Below are 15050 nucleotides of genomic sequence, written 5' to 3'. Positions count from 1 at the left end.
CTATCGGATCCTGCGTGGTGAAACGCCCCACCTCGGGTTCGTAGTAGCGGAACAGGTTGTAGTGCAGGCCGCTTTCGTCGTCCTGATATTGCCCGGCGTAGCGCAGCGGCTGCTGGTATTGCGCACCCTGCCGCTTCGCCGCGCCGGCCACCGTCTGGCCCTGCAGCTTGCCGAAGGTGTCGTATTGCCCGGACCAGCACAGGTTGCCCGCCGCGTCGGTCACCTCCAGCGGTGCGCTGTTCAGATCGGTGTGATACCAGTAAATATCTGCCGAGCGGCTGTCGCCCGCCTGCTCCAGCGCCGCCAGCGGGCTCCACGGGCTGGCCGGATCGTAGCTCCAGCTGCGGCGGCTGCCGTCGTCGCGCTGCTCCTGCAGCAACCGGTAACCCTGCCACAGGAAACGGGTCGTCTGTTCGGTTTTGCCCTTGTAGCGCACCGCCTTGCGGCTGCGGCGGCCCAGCGCATCGTAATGATACTGCGCCTCGAACTCGCCCTGCGGGCCGCGGCCGTGCGCCTGCACCAGCCGATTGTCGGCGTCGTAGCGGTAGTGCTGTTCGTACAGGCCGTTGCGCCGGCTGATCAGGTTGCCCCAGGCGTCGTAACGGTAAAACAGTTTTTGCCAGTGCGTCAGCCGGTTATCGGCGATCGGCGCCAGCGGCAGGTGCGCGTCGATGTCGCTCTGCGGGCTGCGCTCGCCCAGCAGGTTATCCGCCAGATCGTACACCAGCCGCGCGCCCGGTTTGCCCTGATTGGGCTCGCGGTGTTGCAGCAGGCGGCCTTCGGCGTCGTAACCGTAGTGCACTTCGCCGCGCAGCGCGTCGCTCACTCCGGCCAGCTCGCCGCGGCCGGTGTAGCGATAAGCGCGCCACAGCACGCCGTCTTCCGGCCGGGTCAGTTTGTCGTGGCCGAAGGCGCTGCTCTGCCAGCTGCGGCGCCCCATGGCGTCGTAACGCCGCTGCTGCTGCAGCGCGCCCTGGCTGCGGCCGGTTTCCCGGTGCAGGCGATCGCGGGTGAATTCGCTCACCACCTGCTGGTTGAATTTAATGGCGCTGGCGTGGCCGGAGCCGTAATACAGCCACTGCAGGCGATCGCCCTGCGGCAGCGTCAGCGCCTGCAGGTTGGCCAGCTCATCCCACTGGTATTGCAGCTCGCCGTTCACGCCCTGCTCGCCAAGCAGCCGCCCGGCGGCGTCATAGTGCATCTGCACGCTGTCCGGCTCGATGCCCAGCGCCGCGCCGCTCGCCGTCGGCAGGCGGTTCAGCTCGCGCAGCCGTCCCATGGCGTCGAAGCGGTAATGCCATTCCGCGCTGGCGTTGCCGCGCCAGACCAACTGCCCGGCCTCGTCGAAGCGGAAGCGCTGTTCGCGCTGCGTCAGCTCACCCGCGCTGCCCGGCAGGCCGACCTCGCGGTGCTCCTCCAGCAGCCCGGCTGCGCCGTAGCGATAATAGTGGCGGGTGTCGTCCGGGCGCTCTTCGGCCAGCACGCGGCCCATCGCATCGTAGCTGAAGCGGTATTCGCCGCCGTTGCCGTTCTCCAGCCGCGTCAGCCAGCCCTGCGGGCTGTAGTGATAGCGTCGGGTGCGGTTAATGCGGTCGGTGATGCTGACCGGCAGCCCCAGGGCGTTGTACTGCCAGCGGGTCAGGCTGCCCAGCGCGTCCTGATGTTCTGCCAGCTGGCCGTGCGCATTCCAGTTAAAGCGCTCTTCGCCGCCGTCCGGGTGGATCAGGGTGTGCAGGCGGCCGCCGTTATCCCACCGGTAATGGGTCTGATGGCCTTCGGCATCGGTCTGTGCCGTCAGTTGCCCCAGCGCATCGTAGGTATAAGCCGTGACGCTGCCGGAACAGTCGGTGTAGCGCGTCAGCTGGCCGCGGGCGTCCCACTCCAGCTTCACCTCCCCGCCCAGCGCGTCGATCACGCCGGCCGGCAGGCTCTCTTCGTCATCCGGATAGCGGTACAGCGTGGCGTGGCCCAGGGCATCGACATAGCGCGTCGGGCGCCCCAGCGTGTCCCAGTGCTGCGCTTCGCTGCTGCCGTCCGGGTACGCGACGGCGAACAGCCGGCCGCTGTTGCGCGAATATTGATAGCGCGTCACGCGGCCGAGCGGATCGGTCTCCGACAGCAGGCGGCCGTAAGGATCCCATTCGCTCTGGCGCTGCGCGCCGCCGGGCAGCAGCACGCTGCACAGCTCGCCGCGTTGGTAGATAAAACCGTAGCGGCGCTGGTCGAAATCGGTGTACTGCGCCACGTTGTCGTCGTCATCCAGCCGCCACTCCGCCCGCTTGCCGTCGCCGCGCACCGCGCTGCGGCGCCCGCCGGCGAAGTCATAGCCGAACTCAAGGGATTCCCCGGCGCTGTTGCGGTAGGCCGTCACGCGCGGCACGCCGTCGATCTCTTGCCATTGGTATTCGTTCAGCAACCCGGCGGCGTCCTGGTGGCTGATCATCAGGCCGTCGCGCCAGCCAAAACGGCGCGTTACCTCACCGGCGCGGTTGCTCACCGTCGTCAGTTGGCCCTGCTCATCGTAGCCGTAGCGCGCCAGCGTCCGTTCGCCTTCGGCGGTTTGCAGCGCCACTTCGCGCAGGCGGCCCTGCGCATAGCGGCACATCAGGCGCTGCCCGGCGCTGTCCACCAGTTCGCTCAGCAACCCCTCGTCGTCGTAAAACAGCGAGGTAGCGTTGCCGATGGCGTCGGTGATCATGCTGAGCCGGCTCGGCTGGTCGCCCGCCAGCGGCGGGTAGTGGAAAATCTGTTCGCCGACGTCAAACAGCTGCCAGCTGCCGTCGTCGTTGTGCATCAGCCAGCATTTTTCGGCTTCGCAGTAGGTTTTGTGGCCGCGCGGCACCCTGGGGAAAGCGACGAAGTCGCCGGAAGGGGCGCGCCACACCAGGCCGTCCTGATACGGCTGCAGGCTGCTCTCCCAGAACAGGTTCCAGCCGCGGCCCAGTACGCCGTCGCCGGGGTTGCCGCTGCGCCAATAGCGCTGCCAGGCGACCGGCAGGCGCGAAGGCAGCACGAAATCGAGATCGTCTTCGCCGTCGAGGAATTTCTGGCCGCTGACGATATCCACCGGCCGGGCGATAATGCCGACGGCGGCGGTGGCGGTCATCAGGGTGCCGGCGCGGCAGGCGATGCGCGCCAGCTTGTTGATGCCGGGCAGCTTGCCCAACAGTTTGCCGAGCGCCCCCAGCTTGCCGGCGGCGCCGCCCACGCCACCCACCAGGCCGGCGAACAGCAGCGTCAGATCAGAGACCTTGTACAGCCAATCCGGCACTTCGGGCTTGATCGGCAAGGTGGTGACGGTGCCGCCGCCGATAAACACGTTGGGCGAGCCTTCCATTACCTGCGCGTCGCAGTTGGTTTTGTCCCCCACGCGCGAGGCGGGCTGGCCGTTGATGCTGACCTTGTCAGAGCCCTGCGCCATCTGCATGCTCGGGCCGTCGTCGCTGCAGGCCACCTGGCTGTTGGTGGCGAGCGCGGCGGGTTTGCCGTTGATGAAGACGTTGGGGGAGCCGGTGACGATATTGCCTTTGGGGGTCAGGCTACCGGCACCGGCGTCGGCAATGCCGTCGCGCGCCGCGGTGGCCGCCTCCCCGGTGAGATACCCCACCGCCAGGCTGGCGCCGATGAGCAACACGCCAACGCCGATACAGGAAGCCGCCAGGCCGGCGACGAACAGCGCCCCCGCCGCCACCGCGCCTGCGGCGGCGATCAGGCCGCCGACAAGGGTGCCGGCAATCATGCCGGCCAGGGCATGGGAATGCCCGATGGTATCGCCGACGCGGGCCGCTTCGGTCATCGTAAGGTCCTTTTACGTGAAGGGTTCATCGTTATGCCGCCCGGTAGCTGCTCAGCACCTGCAACAGCAGCGCATCGTCTTGCGGCGTCAGCTTGCGCGCCATCGCCAGGGTGAACACCAGCACCCGGCCCTCCGCCAGCGCGAACACCGCCTGGTTTTGCCAGATGCGCTTGCCGTCGCGCAGGTAGCTGGCGCGCACCCATTCACCGGCGGTTAATCCATCGCCCAGCGTCGCCGGCTCGCGGCTTTTGAACGCCCAGCCTTTCAGCCCCTGCGCCAGCGCATCGAGCTGGCGGGTGACGTAGCCTTCCAGGTTTTCCGCCGGCTGCAGCGCATCGCGGGAAATATTGATTGAGGGGGAAACATCATCGCCGGCCAACAGCACGTTGACGGTGCGATCGGCATAGCCTTCCGGCAAAGCGACGCTGCCTTCGCTGAAAGCGCAGCGGGATAAAGCGGACATGCGAGGATCCTTTTGCATAAATAATGCTTAAGCATCGCATAACTTAGCCTTGAAATAAAACCATCAGGCACCGCCAATGTTGCGCGGCGTGACCGCGTTCACTGTGTGCAAGGCCGTGGCCGGAACCTTGCCCGGGATCGGGCCGTAACATTACAGAATTATCTGAAACCATCGGCGCGCCGACGCCCTGATTATGGCTATACTCGGCTATCGTCCGTTTTTCAGGAGATCAGGATGCTGAGATTCACCCGTAGCGCGCTGCTGTGCGCCACGCTGGCCGCGTTCCCCGCCGCCGCCGAAACGCCGAAGTTCGGCCCGGAGCTGCAGGGTTTTCACTACCCTTATCCGTTGCAGCAGTTCAGCTTCACCTCGCAGGGGCAGCCGTTAAAAATGGGCTATATGGACGTGCCGCCGGAAGGCGCCGCCAACGGCCGCACCGCGCTGTTGCTGCACGGTAAAAACTTCTGCGCCGCCACCTGGCAGGACACCATCAAGGCGCTGAGCAAGGCCGGCTACCGCGTGATCGCGCCGGATCAAATCGGCTTTTGCTCCTCCACAAAACCGGCGCATTACCAGTACAGCTTCCAGCAGCTGGCGCAAAACACCCACGGCCTGCTGCAGAACCTGAAAATCAGCCGGGCCATCGTCATCGGCCACTCCACCGGCGGCATGCTGGCCATGCGCTACAGCCTGATGTATCCGCAGGCAGTGGAGCAATTGGTCATGGTCAACCCGATCGGCCTCGAGGACTGGAAGGCCAAAGGCGTGCCGTGGCGCAGCGTCGATCAATGGTTCGAGCGCGAGCTGAACACCACCGCCGAGGGCATCCGCAACTATGAGCAGCGCACCTACTACGGTGGCAACTGGAAGCCGGAGTACGATCGCTGGGTGGATATGCTGGCCGGGCTGAACAACGGGCCGGGCCATCGCCTGGTGGCGTGGAACTCGGCGCTGATCTACGACATGATCTTCACCCAGCCGGTGTATTACGAGTTCAAGGATCTGCAAACCCCCACTACGCTGATGATCGGCACCGCCGACACCACCGCCATCGGCAGCGATATCGCCCCGCCGGCGGTCAAGGCCAGGATCGGCCACTACGCGGAGCTGGGCAAACAGGCGGCGAAGCTGATCCCGCACGCCACGCTGATCGAGTTCGCCGGGCTGGGCCATGCGCCGCAAATGGAGGAGCCGGAGCGTTTCCATCAGGCACTGCTCAAGGCGCTGCAGCCCTGAGCGGCCGGTTGGCGTAGCCGCCGCGCGGCGGCTAAACTTTCAGCTGGCACTCAACGGCAGGAGACAGCCATGCGACAGATTATTGCCAGCGCCTTCGTCAGCCTCGACGGCGTGATGCAGGCGCCGGGCGGGCAGGACGAAGATCGCAGCGGCGGCTTTCAATTCGGCGGCTGGACAGCCCCCTACTGGGATGACGCCATTGCGGAAACGATGGGCGATCTTTTCTCCGCGCCGTTCGATCTGCTGCTGGGGCGGCGCACCTACGACATTTTCGCCGGCTACTGGCCGCAGATCACCGACGAGGCCGATCCGTTTTCCGCCGATATCGCCCGCGTGTTCAATCAGGCCACCAAGTACGTCGCCACCCACCACGGCGAGACGCTGGCGTGGCAGAACAGCCAGTGGCTGGGGCGGGACATCATCGCCCGGCTGCGCGAGCTGAAGCGCACCCAGGGGCCGGTGCTGCTGGTGCAGGGCAGCAGCACGCTGATGCAGCAGCTGCTGGCCAACGATCTGGTGGACGAACTGCGCCTGCTCACCTACCCGGTGCTGCTCGGCGGCGGCAAGCGGCTGTTCGATGACAACGCGGCGCCGGCGGCCTTTACGCTGGCCCAATCGGTGGTCTCGCCCGGCGGCGTGATCGTGGCCCACTACCGCCGCGCCGGCGCGGTGGCGACCGGCTCCTTCGTGGCGGAAAGCGCGGCGGCGGCCCAGGCGTAAAAAAAGGGCCGTTCGGCCCTTTTCTCTTTTCCTTCCTCACCCTCAGGCAAACAGAATATCGCTCTGCTCCACCTGCCCGACCACATGGATCTTGAAGTCGGCGGCGTAGCTGTTGCTGTGGGTGTTCATCAGCAGATCGGTGGTGCCGTTGAAGGCGTCGAAGTTGAGCTGGATCTCGCCTTTCTGGCCGCTGAAGGCGCTGCCGCTGTCGATAAAGCGCAGCTCGCTCAGGCTGTTGTTGAAGCGCAGGCCGGAGAGATCGATCTTGTCGATGCCGTGCTCGAAGTCTTCAATCACGTCGAACGCCGCCACCGTGGACTCTTTGGCATTGAGATAGACGAAATAGTCGGTGAAGTTGTTGGCGTCTTTGCCGCCCCACAGATGATCCGCCCCCATCCCGCCGTACAGGATGTCCGAACCGGCGTTGCCCGCCAGCAGGTTGTCCTGATCGTTGCCGATGATCACATCGCGCCCGCTGCCGCCGATGGCGTTCTCGATGATCGCCCCGCGCGCGATGGCGACGTTCTGCGTGCCGCCGCCGACGCTGGAGAACGCGCCGTCGTTCAGGTTGATCATCTGCTGCTGGCTGTAGCCGGAGAAGTCCAGCGTGTCGTTGCCGCCGGCGTCCCACACCGCGAAGTTGACCGGTTTGCCGTTGTCCGCCGTGGCGGTCAGGAAATCGCGCCCGGTGTTGGAGTTGAAGCCGTACACCGTGTCGCCGGTGCGGGTGCTCATGTTGGCGCCGTACAATTTTTGGATCGCGGCGATGTCATCCACCATCGGGCCATAGCCGTACACCCCTTTGGTGTCGGCGCCGGTATAACCGGCGTTGAAATAGCTCATGATCGAGTATTGCAACGAATCCTGATAGTAAGCGGCATCGTTCTGGTAGCTCGGGTTGCCCAACGAGGCGTCATAAGATCCCGGGTGCGCCAGCCCCAGGGCATGCCCCAGCTCGTGGGTGAAGGTCTGGCTGCTGAAGTCGCCGCTAACCGGCGCCTGATGGGTGGCGAAGTTTTTGTTGAACCACACCGTGCCGGCAAAGGCGTTATCGCTGCCCGGCTTGGAGCTCGGCGGGTAATAGGCGTACGCGTTGATGGCATTCGGGCCGCTGCCGGCGGCGGTGCTGCCGTCGGCGCGCTGGGTGAAGTACGCGAAGGTGATGTCCGCGCGGTGGTTGATATCGGTGGACGCCGCCTCGGTAAAGGTCACATTCGCCACGTCGGCCCAGGCCTGCATCGATTTCAGCGCCTGTGCCTGCGCCGCCTGAGTCAGCGGTTGCAGCCCCTTGTCACCGTCACCGGTTTGGCCGATGCGGTTCAGCGCGCTCTGCGTCAGGAAGGAATAGGTCAGCGCCACCGGCTGGTGATAGACCTGATCGCCGTTGTGCGTCAGGCCCGGCCGCGTCAGCTGATCGGCGGCGCGATCGAAGCTGAAGTTATCGCGGATTTTACCCAGATTGTTGATGGCTGCTCCGCCGCGCTGGTTGCTGTACAGGTTGGCGTTGTCCAGCGTAAACAGCGCGCCGTACCCTAACCCATCATAGAGGCTGCCGGGTCGGTGATAGTAAAACTGATAGTTATGATCGTTGGGGGATGTGGCGGACAGGCTGGTGAACTCATCGTCATCTTGCAAAATATCGTTGTGGCGACTGCTCATTGCATTCTCCTTTTACACAGTAGGAATCCACTCGCTTTGTAAGACTATTCATCAGTCGTTCTAATCTAAGCCAAGGCTTAGGATTGACCAGTATAGTAATTAACCCCGACGGCGCGACCCGACGCCGCCGTGCATCATCGCGCCGGGCGTTAAGACGGAAATAATCATAACGATTTGTATTAGCGCAGTATTAATGAGAAAGATAAGCGTATAGGCGGGCTAATGACTCGTCTTTATGGGCATGTTATCGCCGGTTAGATCAGAATTATCGAGGATTAAAAAAGCTAATCCTTGCCTCATCATCCCGCTGGGAACGTGCTAAGGTGTGAACGGACAGCCGAAAGGAGTGACCCGATGCCAACCCATTTCCTTATGCGCGCCTTGCGCCGCGCCAGCCTGACAGGAGTCGTTATGAGCGTATTGTGCAGCAGTGCCCTGGGCAGTTCACTGCCGTTGCTGGAACCCGCCGCGCTGAAGGGCGACTGGCAGCTCGCCGCCATCGGCGACGGTAAAACCGTCTGCGAGGTGCAGCTGAGCGACGAAGCGGTGGCCAACACCAACGCCTTCCGCTTCAGCGCCTCCGCCCAGTGCCTGCAACCGCTGGCGCTGCAAACGTTGCCGGTCGCCTGGCGGCCGACGCCGGACGGCATGACGCTGACCGACGCCGAAGGCGGCATGGTGGCGTTTCTGGCCCTGACCGCGCCAAAGCGCTATGAGCTGATCGATCGCGGCGGCCCTTCGCGCTTTGTGCTGATCCCGCGCTAACCCCTCAGGCGAACAGCAACCCGAGCAGCGCGCCGCCCGCCAGCACCCACAGCGGATGGAGGCGCTTGCTCATGCTCAATCCCGTCGCCAGCGCCACGATCGCCGCCAGCCGCCAGCTGGGTGCGGAAGCCTCGGCGATCAAGATACCGCTGGCCGCCACCAACCCCACGGTCAGCGGCACCAGCCCGGCCTGCACGATGCGGCGCCACGGGCGATCCTTAAAGCGCCGCCAGGCGCCCATCACCAGCAGCGTGACGATGGAAGACGGCCCGAACTTGGCGACCGAAGAAACCAACAGCCCCGCCCAGCCGGCCACATGCCAGCCGACCAGCGGCACGATCATCATGTTCGGCCCCGGTGCGGCCTGCGCCATGGCGAACAGCGCGCTGAACTCCTGGGCGCTCATCCATTGATGCACTTCCACCACCTGCCGCTGCATCTCCGGCAAAATGGTCATCCCGCCACCAAACGCCAGCAGAGAGAGCTCGGTGAAGATCAGCGCCAGCGCAATCAACACCCCGCTCATGACGGCCACCGCCACATCAGCAGAATGCTCAGCGGCGCCAGCACCAGCATGGTCGGCAGCAGCGGCAGGCGCAGCCAGGCGATGGCGATCAAGGCCAGCGCGACGATCGCCAGCGCCGGCCATTTACCGCGCAGCGGCAGCAGCATCTTGATCCCGGTCGAGAGCAGCAGCCCGGCGGCGGCGGCGGCCAGCCCGGCGAACACATGCTGCACATGCGGATCGTTTTGGAAGCGGGCGTAGACCACGCCCAACCCCACCACGATCGCCGTCGGCGCGCTGATGAGGCCCAGCAAGGCGCACAGCGCGCCGCGCAGCCCGCGAAATTCCATGCCCACCGCCACCGACAGGTTGATCACGTTGCCGCCGGGCAGAAACTGGCACAGCCCGAGCAGCTCGGTGAACTGTTCGCCGCTCAGCCAGCGCCGGCGCTCCACCAGCATGCTGCGCGCCAACGGCAGCACGCCGCCGAAGCCGATCAGCCCCAGCCACAGAAAGCCCACAAACAGCTCTGCGTTGCCCGGCGCTGCCGCCGGGTGCGGTTTTAACGTATTGATATCTGACATGACATTGCCATTCCACATCGCTTATTTTGATGTCTGGTATCATGCGCGCCGCCGTGCCATGATGTCTAATGCATTCCGGAACAACCAAAGATACCTTTTAGGTATGGCTATGATCGAACTGCGTCGCCTGCGGGCGTTCGTCACCGTGGTGGAAGAAGGCAACATCACCCGCGCCGCCGAGCGGCTGTTTATCCAGCAACCGCCGCTGACCCGCCTGCTGCAAGGGCTGGAAGATGAACTGGGCGTCACCTTGTTGCAGCGCCTGCCGCGCGGCGTGCGCGTCACCGAAGCAGGCGGCGTGCTGTTCGAAGAGGCCCGCGCCCTGCTGGCGCGCGCCGAACGCCTGCGCGAAGCGGTGCAGCGCGCCCCTCGCGGCGAGCAGGGACACATCGCCATCGGCTTCACCAGCTCCGCCGCGCTGCACCCGTTCGTGCCCAACCTGCTGCGCCGCTACCGCGACATCCTGCCGGGCATCACCACCCAGCTGGAAGAAGCCGGCAGCGGCGAACTGATGGAGGCGTTGCTGGAACAGCGCCTCGACGCCGCCTTCGTGCGCTCACCGGCCAGCGGCATTCCCGGCCTGAGCGTGGAGCCGGTGCTCAGCGAACCGATGATCGTCGCCCTGCCGCTGGGCCACCGGCTGGCGCAAGAAACGCAGCAGCCGCTGCCGCTGGCCGAACTGGCCCACGAGGCGTTTATTCTCTATCGCCGCCCGGCCGGCCAGGGGCTGTACGACGCCATCCTGGCCGCCTGCCACCGCGCCGGCTTCAGCCCGCGCATCGTGCAGGAAGCGCCGCGCCTGCCGGCCACCCTCAGCCTGGTCGGCGCCGGGCTGGGGCTGTCAGTGGTGCCCGGCTCAATGCGGCGGCTGGGCGGCGACGGCATCGTCTACCGCACCCTCGCCGAAGAGGCGCAGCTCAGCGCCCCGCTTTACCTGGCGCTGCGCCGCAGCCCGGCTTCGCCGATCGTCGAGCGGTTTCGTCAGTTGGTACTGGAGACCGTGGGGGAGAGTTGATGATGACGATCCCATCGCCTAGCTCAATTACGCGTCCGCATCCCAATGGCGGAAATAGCGTTTCAGCTTCTCAATGGTATGCCGCCACTTCGGTGTAGTTGGCTTACACACCGTGTTTTGGTTACCGAAAAAGCCAACCTCACTAATCGCGTCATTTTCGCTGCGAGTTTCAAGCCATTGCACGGGGACAAAATACTCTGACTTATCCGGATCATCGGCATTGCGGCGATACAGATCGCGATACTTAAGCACATCCATCGCCAGCTTTTCGCCGTCTTCCGTATCAATAGTAAAGCTTCTGGCGGGTTCTACCGCGCTCTGAACGATGCCGACGCCAACATAACCCGTTTTCGGAATGTTCACCCAGACCCGATTACCCGGCTGGAGCTGTTTTAAGGTCTGGCTGTACCAACTGCCGCCACCAGCACTGATAAACCCGTAGCGACGCGCCTCTTCCCAGCTCCGGCTTAACGGATCGCCAAATGAAACATAGAACTCCCCGTTCCAGGGTTCTTTAGTTTTGGCGCTGGTTCCCGCGGTGGCCTGCGCAGCATTGGTTTGCGTCTCGCTCGGATCGAGAAGCCATGCGCGGCTTAAGAACTGATCGTCACCGTGCTGGAACACTTTAAAGAACAGTACGTTAATCGAGATGCCATTCTTGCTGAGATAGTCCACGATGCGCTCGGTCGAAGGATCCAGCTCTGCCGCCACAATAATGATCTGATGTGACTGATTCAGGGAGTCCTCTTCCAGCTCGGTGTTGAAGCGCTGCTTAAACGCCTCCCCCAGATTGCCGCCGCCGGAGAATTTTTCGTAAATCTGCGACAGGCGATCGGCGGTGAGATCATCTACCCAGGAGGCATAGTCCAACGCTTGTGCCACGACCTCGCGCGGCGTGCGATCGCGCTTCAGCTCGATCAGAATCAACGAGGCATCCGGCGCGATAGCCAACAGATCGATACGCCCCTTATCGAGGGTATTTTCCTGATGGCCGATCAGCATCCACTGATCGGAGAGAATGGTAGGATCGCTTAAGATCATCTTCTCCAGCAACTGTTCGCTGGGGAGCTTACTGATAGCCAGTGGCTGGGGGGCATCCCCCACCCGCCAGATTGCATGATGCAGTGGCATCGTTATGTTCCTCAGTTTAACGCAGCGTCGGTAAGCGCATCCGCCAGGCGCAGCTGTGTTTGCTGGGCGGATTGGAGGCGGGATTTAAGTTGGTCACAAACCGATAAGAGGTTTTTGACCGTTATAACTAAATCATTCTGAACATCTAAACTAGGCACCACTATTGGTACTTCCTCAACGACTTTTTTACTTATTTTAGGCATTGTCCCTGAGGTTCCGGTCATTCTTGACCACATGTAAGAACGAGCTAATGGTGATGACAACCATATTGCAGCATATTCAGGTGATAATTCATTTTTCGTTCTAATTTTCATCATTAAATCTGGATATATGAATTTATTATAGTTATCTTCAATTAACACACTACAACCCACAAAACCAGGTGAATTGCCTCGCTGAATTAGAATGTCGTTTTTTTTCAAAAATAAATGAGAGTCGTCACTTAACATAACATCAATATGCTTAGCCTCCTTCAGATTCAAGGAACCATAAGATGTTGCACCTAGCTTTAAAACTTTAATATCAGTCTTATATTTTACCTCACTGGGGGATAACCCATTTTTGGGTCCAAAGGATAGATGTCTTTTTAAATGGACTTTTTGGCCAAAGTCACATTTTTTGCTAAAAACTCCCATCACCGCCAGTTGCAGAATGGTTTGCTTAAGTGCGTCAATACTCGCTTCGGTGATAAACAGCGTGTCGAAATGCTGGCTGATTCGCGCCCAGTTTTCGGCGAGTTGTTCGGCATTTTGGCTGTCGGTCAGCGTTGCCAGCAGGGTTTCAACCAGTTGCTGATGGTCTTCCAGACTGGTTAGTGAGTGTTGTTCCAATTGGTCGCAGAGGGACATTAGCTCTTTGACCCTCGCTACGACTTTTTTTTGTTCAAGAATTGGCGGTAATATTACTGGAATCTCTTTGAGTTTTGCAGCCTTAATACCCGTAGCTGTCATCCCCGTAGATTGATCATTAAGCTGTGATTGGAATGGTTTTGCTAAAATTTGAATAAGCATAAATGGGCTTATTTCTGGAATATGCCATTGAAAACATATAGAGCGTTGTGCAAGCGCAAATTTATCATTCAAATCAATAATTGCTGCATTACCTAGAGGAGCTTCTGTGGTGAATAAAATATCACCATTCTTAGGAAAACCCCTTGTCATCCATGATTGGTAATCTTGTTCAGCAATGAACTCCTCTGGATTAAGATCGATAAAGCCTTTTTTAATATTTTTAGCTGTTATAAGCCTGATGCCAGACTCTGTCTTTTTTGGAGTTTTACCACGGTAGTCGATAAACCTTGCTAAATTTCCCAGTCTTATCCATGACCAATTTTTAGGTGTTTCAAGATAATAATCGGCGACATTGATATTACCGTTTGCAGCGGTTTTCATGCTGCCATCTTTTGCTAATTCTTGCTTTCTTTTTTCATTAGATCTCAATAAGTCCGATGCAGGCTCATCATTCGGATCCTGCGGCACCAGTTTGCCGCGCACCGCCAGCTCAAGAATCAGCTCGCGCAGTTTCTTAATGCCATAGAGGTCAATTTTTCCATTACTGCCGCGCCCAGCGGTGGAACGGGTTTGCAGGGCCGAGGACCAGATATCGATATGGTCGGTGATCAGCGTCTCAATGGTCATCAGTTCGCCCCCTTGTTGCTGGCCAGCGCAGCGCCGAGGATGTCGCGCAGCTGGTTGCGCAGATCGCTGATTTCCGCCTGCTGCTTCTGGTACTGCGCCAGCAGTTCATCCGGATCGTGGCTGACGGTTTCACCCTGGTACGGATTTTTGATATCGAGGTTGAAGTTACGGGCGATGATGTCGTCGATACTGACTTGCCACGCCTGGTTGTTTTCTTCGCGGCCGGCAAAACCGTCCGCTTCGTTGCCCCACCAGTCGATTTCGGCCTGGAACTCTTCAAACTTCATCGGTTTGGTTTTGCTGTAGTTCTTCACGCCGTCCGGGTACGGATGCTCGTAGAACCACACCTGTTTAGTCGGCTGACCTTTGGTGAAGAACAGAATATTGGTTCTGATGCCGGTGTACGGGTTAAACACGCCGTTCGGCAAACGCACGATGGTGTGCAGGTTGCACTCTTCGGTGAGTAGCTTTTTGATTTTGGTTTTCACGCCTTCGCCAAACAGCGTGCCGTCCGGCAACACCACCGCCGCACGCCCTTTATCGGCCAGCACTTCGATAATCAGCTGCAGGAACAGATCCGCCGTTTCACGGGTTTGCATCTCGGCCGGGAAGTTCTTCTCGATGCCGTCTTCTTCGGTGCCGCCAAACGGCGGGTTGGTGACGATCACGTCAATCTGCTCATCCCAGGAAGACAGCGGTTTATTGAGCGTGTTGTCGTGGCGAATTTGCACCGGCACCTCAATGCCGTGCAACAGCATATTGGTGGTGCACAGCAGGTGCGGCAGCTGTTTCTTCTCTACGCCGTGAATCTGCGTTTGCAGCGTTTTGTGGTCTTCGGTCGTTTTGACGTAATGTTCTTTCACATGGTCAAACGCGCAGGCAAGAAAACCACCGGTGCCGCAGGCCGGATCCATGATTGACTCGCCCAGTTTCGGGTCAATACGGTTGACCATAAAGCGCGTCACGGCGCGCGGGGTGTAGAATTCGCCCGCATTACCGGCACTTTGCAGGTCACGCAGGATCTGTTCGTAGATATCGCCGAACAGATGGCGCTCTTGGCTGCTACTGAAGTCGATTTCGTTGAGCTTGTTGATCACTTGGCGCAACAACGTGCCGTTCTTCATGTAGTTATAGGCATCGCTAAACGCCTGCTTGACCACAAAACCGCGTGGGTTTTTGTCGATCGGCGCGGTGAGGTTTTTCAACGTCGGGAACAGATCGTCGTTGACGAACTCCAGCAGCGCTTCCCCGGTGATCCCTTCGCTGTTCGCCGCCCAGCTGCGCCATAAATAGCGTTGCGGGATCGGGAACTGGTAATCATCCTGCTCCAGTTCCAGCTCTTCTTCCTGGGTATCGAAAATTTTCAGAAACAGCAGCCACGAAAGCTGGCCAAGGCGCTGCGCGTCGCCGTCTACGCCGGCGTCTTTGCGCATAATGTCCTGAAGGGATTTAATCACTGAGCTAATCGACATGTTTTCTTTCCATACTAAAAAAAGGATGCCATCGGCTGCGGGAGCAACCCGTGGCAAAATGTTTATG

At 60.8% G+C, this 15050-nt stretch carries 12 protein-coding genes; 4 read left to right on the top strand and 8 right to left on the bottom strand.

The window, feature by feature from the left end; all coding sequences use genetic code 11:
* Together QOL81_RS17035 and QOL81_RS17030 are read right to left on the bottom strand one after the other, a co-directional pair.
* A partial coding sequence (locus QOL81_RS17035) for a PAAR domain-containing protein (RefSeq protein WP_283439953.1) occupies window positions 1-3796 on the bottom strand: 3796 nt, incomplete at its 3' end.
* Between the two features lie 31 nt (window positions 3797-3827).
* Entirely contained in the window at window positions 3828-4259 is a 432-nt protein-coding gene (locus QOL81_RS17030; RefSeq protein WP_033634486.1) for a DcrB-related protein, read from the bottom strand.
* A 234-nt stretch (window positions 4260-4493) separates the two neighbouring features.
* Between QOL81_RS17030 and QOL81_RS17025 the strand changes: the two genes are divergently transcribed.
* Both QOL81_RS17025 and QOL81_RS17020 read left to right on the top strand, forming a co-directional pair.
* Window positions 4494-5495, top strand: a complete 1002-nt coding sequence (locus QOL81_RS17025) for an alpha/beta fold hydrolase (RefSeq protein WP_283439952.1) — start codon at window positions 4494-4496, stop codon at window positions 5493-5495.
* 69 nt (window positions 5496-5564) lie between these two features.
* A complete protein-coding gene (locus tag QOL81_RS17020) occupies window positions 5565-6215 on the top strand; it encodes a dihydrofolate reductase family protein (protein ID WP_084827834.1) in 651 nt (216 codons plus the stop codon).
* 42 nt (window positions 6216-6257) lie between these two features.
* On the opposite strand, the gene QOL81_RS17015 is transcribed toward QOL81_RS17020, so the two are convergent.
* The gene (locus QOL81_RS17015; RefSeq protein WP_084827835.1) at window positions 6258-7874 is read right to left on the bottom strand and encodes a serralysin family metalloprotease; all 1617 of its coding nucleotides are present in this window, start codon (window positions 7872-7874) and stop codon (window positions 6258-6260) included.
* Window positions 7875-8285: 411 nt separating this feature from the next.
* Here QOL81_RS17015 and QOL81_RS17010 point away from each other — a divergent pair, with 411 nt between their 5' ends.
* Window positions 8286-8639 (top strand): AprI/Inh family metalloprotease inhibitor, encoded by a 354-nt coding sequence (locus tag QOL81_RS17010; RefSeq protein ID WP_089185945.1) that lies wholly within the window; start codon window positions 8286-8288, stop codon window positions 8637-8639.
* 4 nt (window positions 8640-8643) lie between these two features.
* Here QOL81_RS17010 and QOL81_RS17005 read toward each other — a convergent pair whose 3' ends face one another.
* Together QOL81_RS17005 and QOL81_RS17000 are read right to left on the bottom strand one after the other, a co-directional pair.
* The gene (locus QOL81_RS17005; protein ID WP_033634482.1) at window positions 8644-9165 is read right to left on the bottom strand and encodes a chromate transporter; all 522 of its coding nucleotides are present in this window, start codon (window positions 9163-9165) and stop codon (window positions 8644-8646) included.
* The gene (locus tag QOL81_RS17000; protein WP_033634481.1) at window positions 9162-9728 is read right to left on the bottom strand and encodes a chromate transporter; all 567 of its coding nucleotides are present in this window, start codon (window positions 9726-9728) and stop codon (window positions 9162-9164) included. The genes QOL81_RS17005 and QOL81_RS17000 overlap by 4 nt, the downstream gene beginning before the upstream one ends.
* A 103-nt stretch (window positions 9729-9831) precedes the next feature.
* On the opposite strand from QOL81_RS17000, the gene QOL81_RS16995 reads away from it, so the two are divergent.
* Complete coding sequence (locus QOL81_RS16995) at window positions 9832-10743, top strand: LysR family transcriptional regulator (protein WP_283439951.1); 912 nt, start codon at window positions 9832-9834, stop codon at window positions 10741-10743.
* A gap of 27 nt (window positions 10744-10770) precedes the next feature.
* Here QOL81_RS16995 and QOL81_RS16990 read toward each other — a convergent pair whose 3' ends face one another.
* Genes QOL81_RS16990 through QOL81_RS16980 form a run of 3 tightly spaced genes read right to left on the bottom strand, consistent with a single transcriptional unit; the run spans window position 10771 to window position 14983 of the window.
* On the bottom strand, window positions 10771-11874 hold the full coding sequence (locus tag QOL81_RS16990) for a DUF8606 domain-containing protein (protein ID WP_283439950.1): 1104 nt from the start codon (window positions 11872-11874) through the stop codon (window positions 10771-10773).
* A gap of 11 nt (window positions 11875-11885) precedes the next feature.
* Window positions 11886-13511, bottom strand: coding sequence for a restriction endonuclease subunit S (locus tag QOL81_RS16985; protein WP_283439949.1), 1626 nt, complete (start codon window positions 13509-13511; stop codon window positions 11886-11888).
* Complete coding sequence (locus QOL81_RS16980; protein ID WP_283439948.1) at window positions 13511-14983, bottom strand: N-6 DNA methylase; 1473 nt, start codon at window positions 14981-14983, stop codon at window positions 13511-13513. The genes QOL81_RS16985 and QOL81_RS16980 overlap by 1 nt, the downstream gene beginning before the upstream one ends.
* Window positions 14984-15050: the final 67 nt, after the last annotated feature.

The organism is Serratia sp. CC22-02, from assembly GCF_900182895.1.
Taxonomy (GTDB): Bacteria; Pseudomonadota; Gammaproteobacteria; order Enterobacterales; family Enterobacteriaceae; genus Serratia; species Serratia nevei.
Note: the sequence above shows the minus strand (reverse complement) of the source record. Positions and strands in the feature narration are given on the sequence as shown.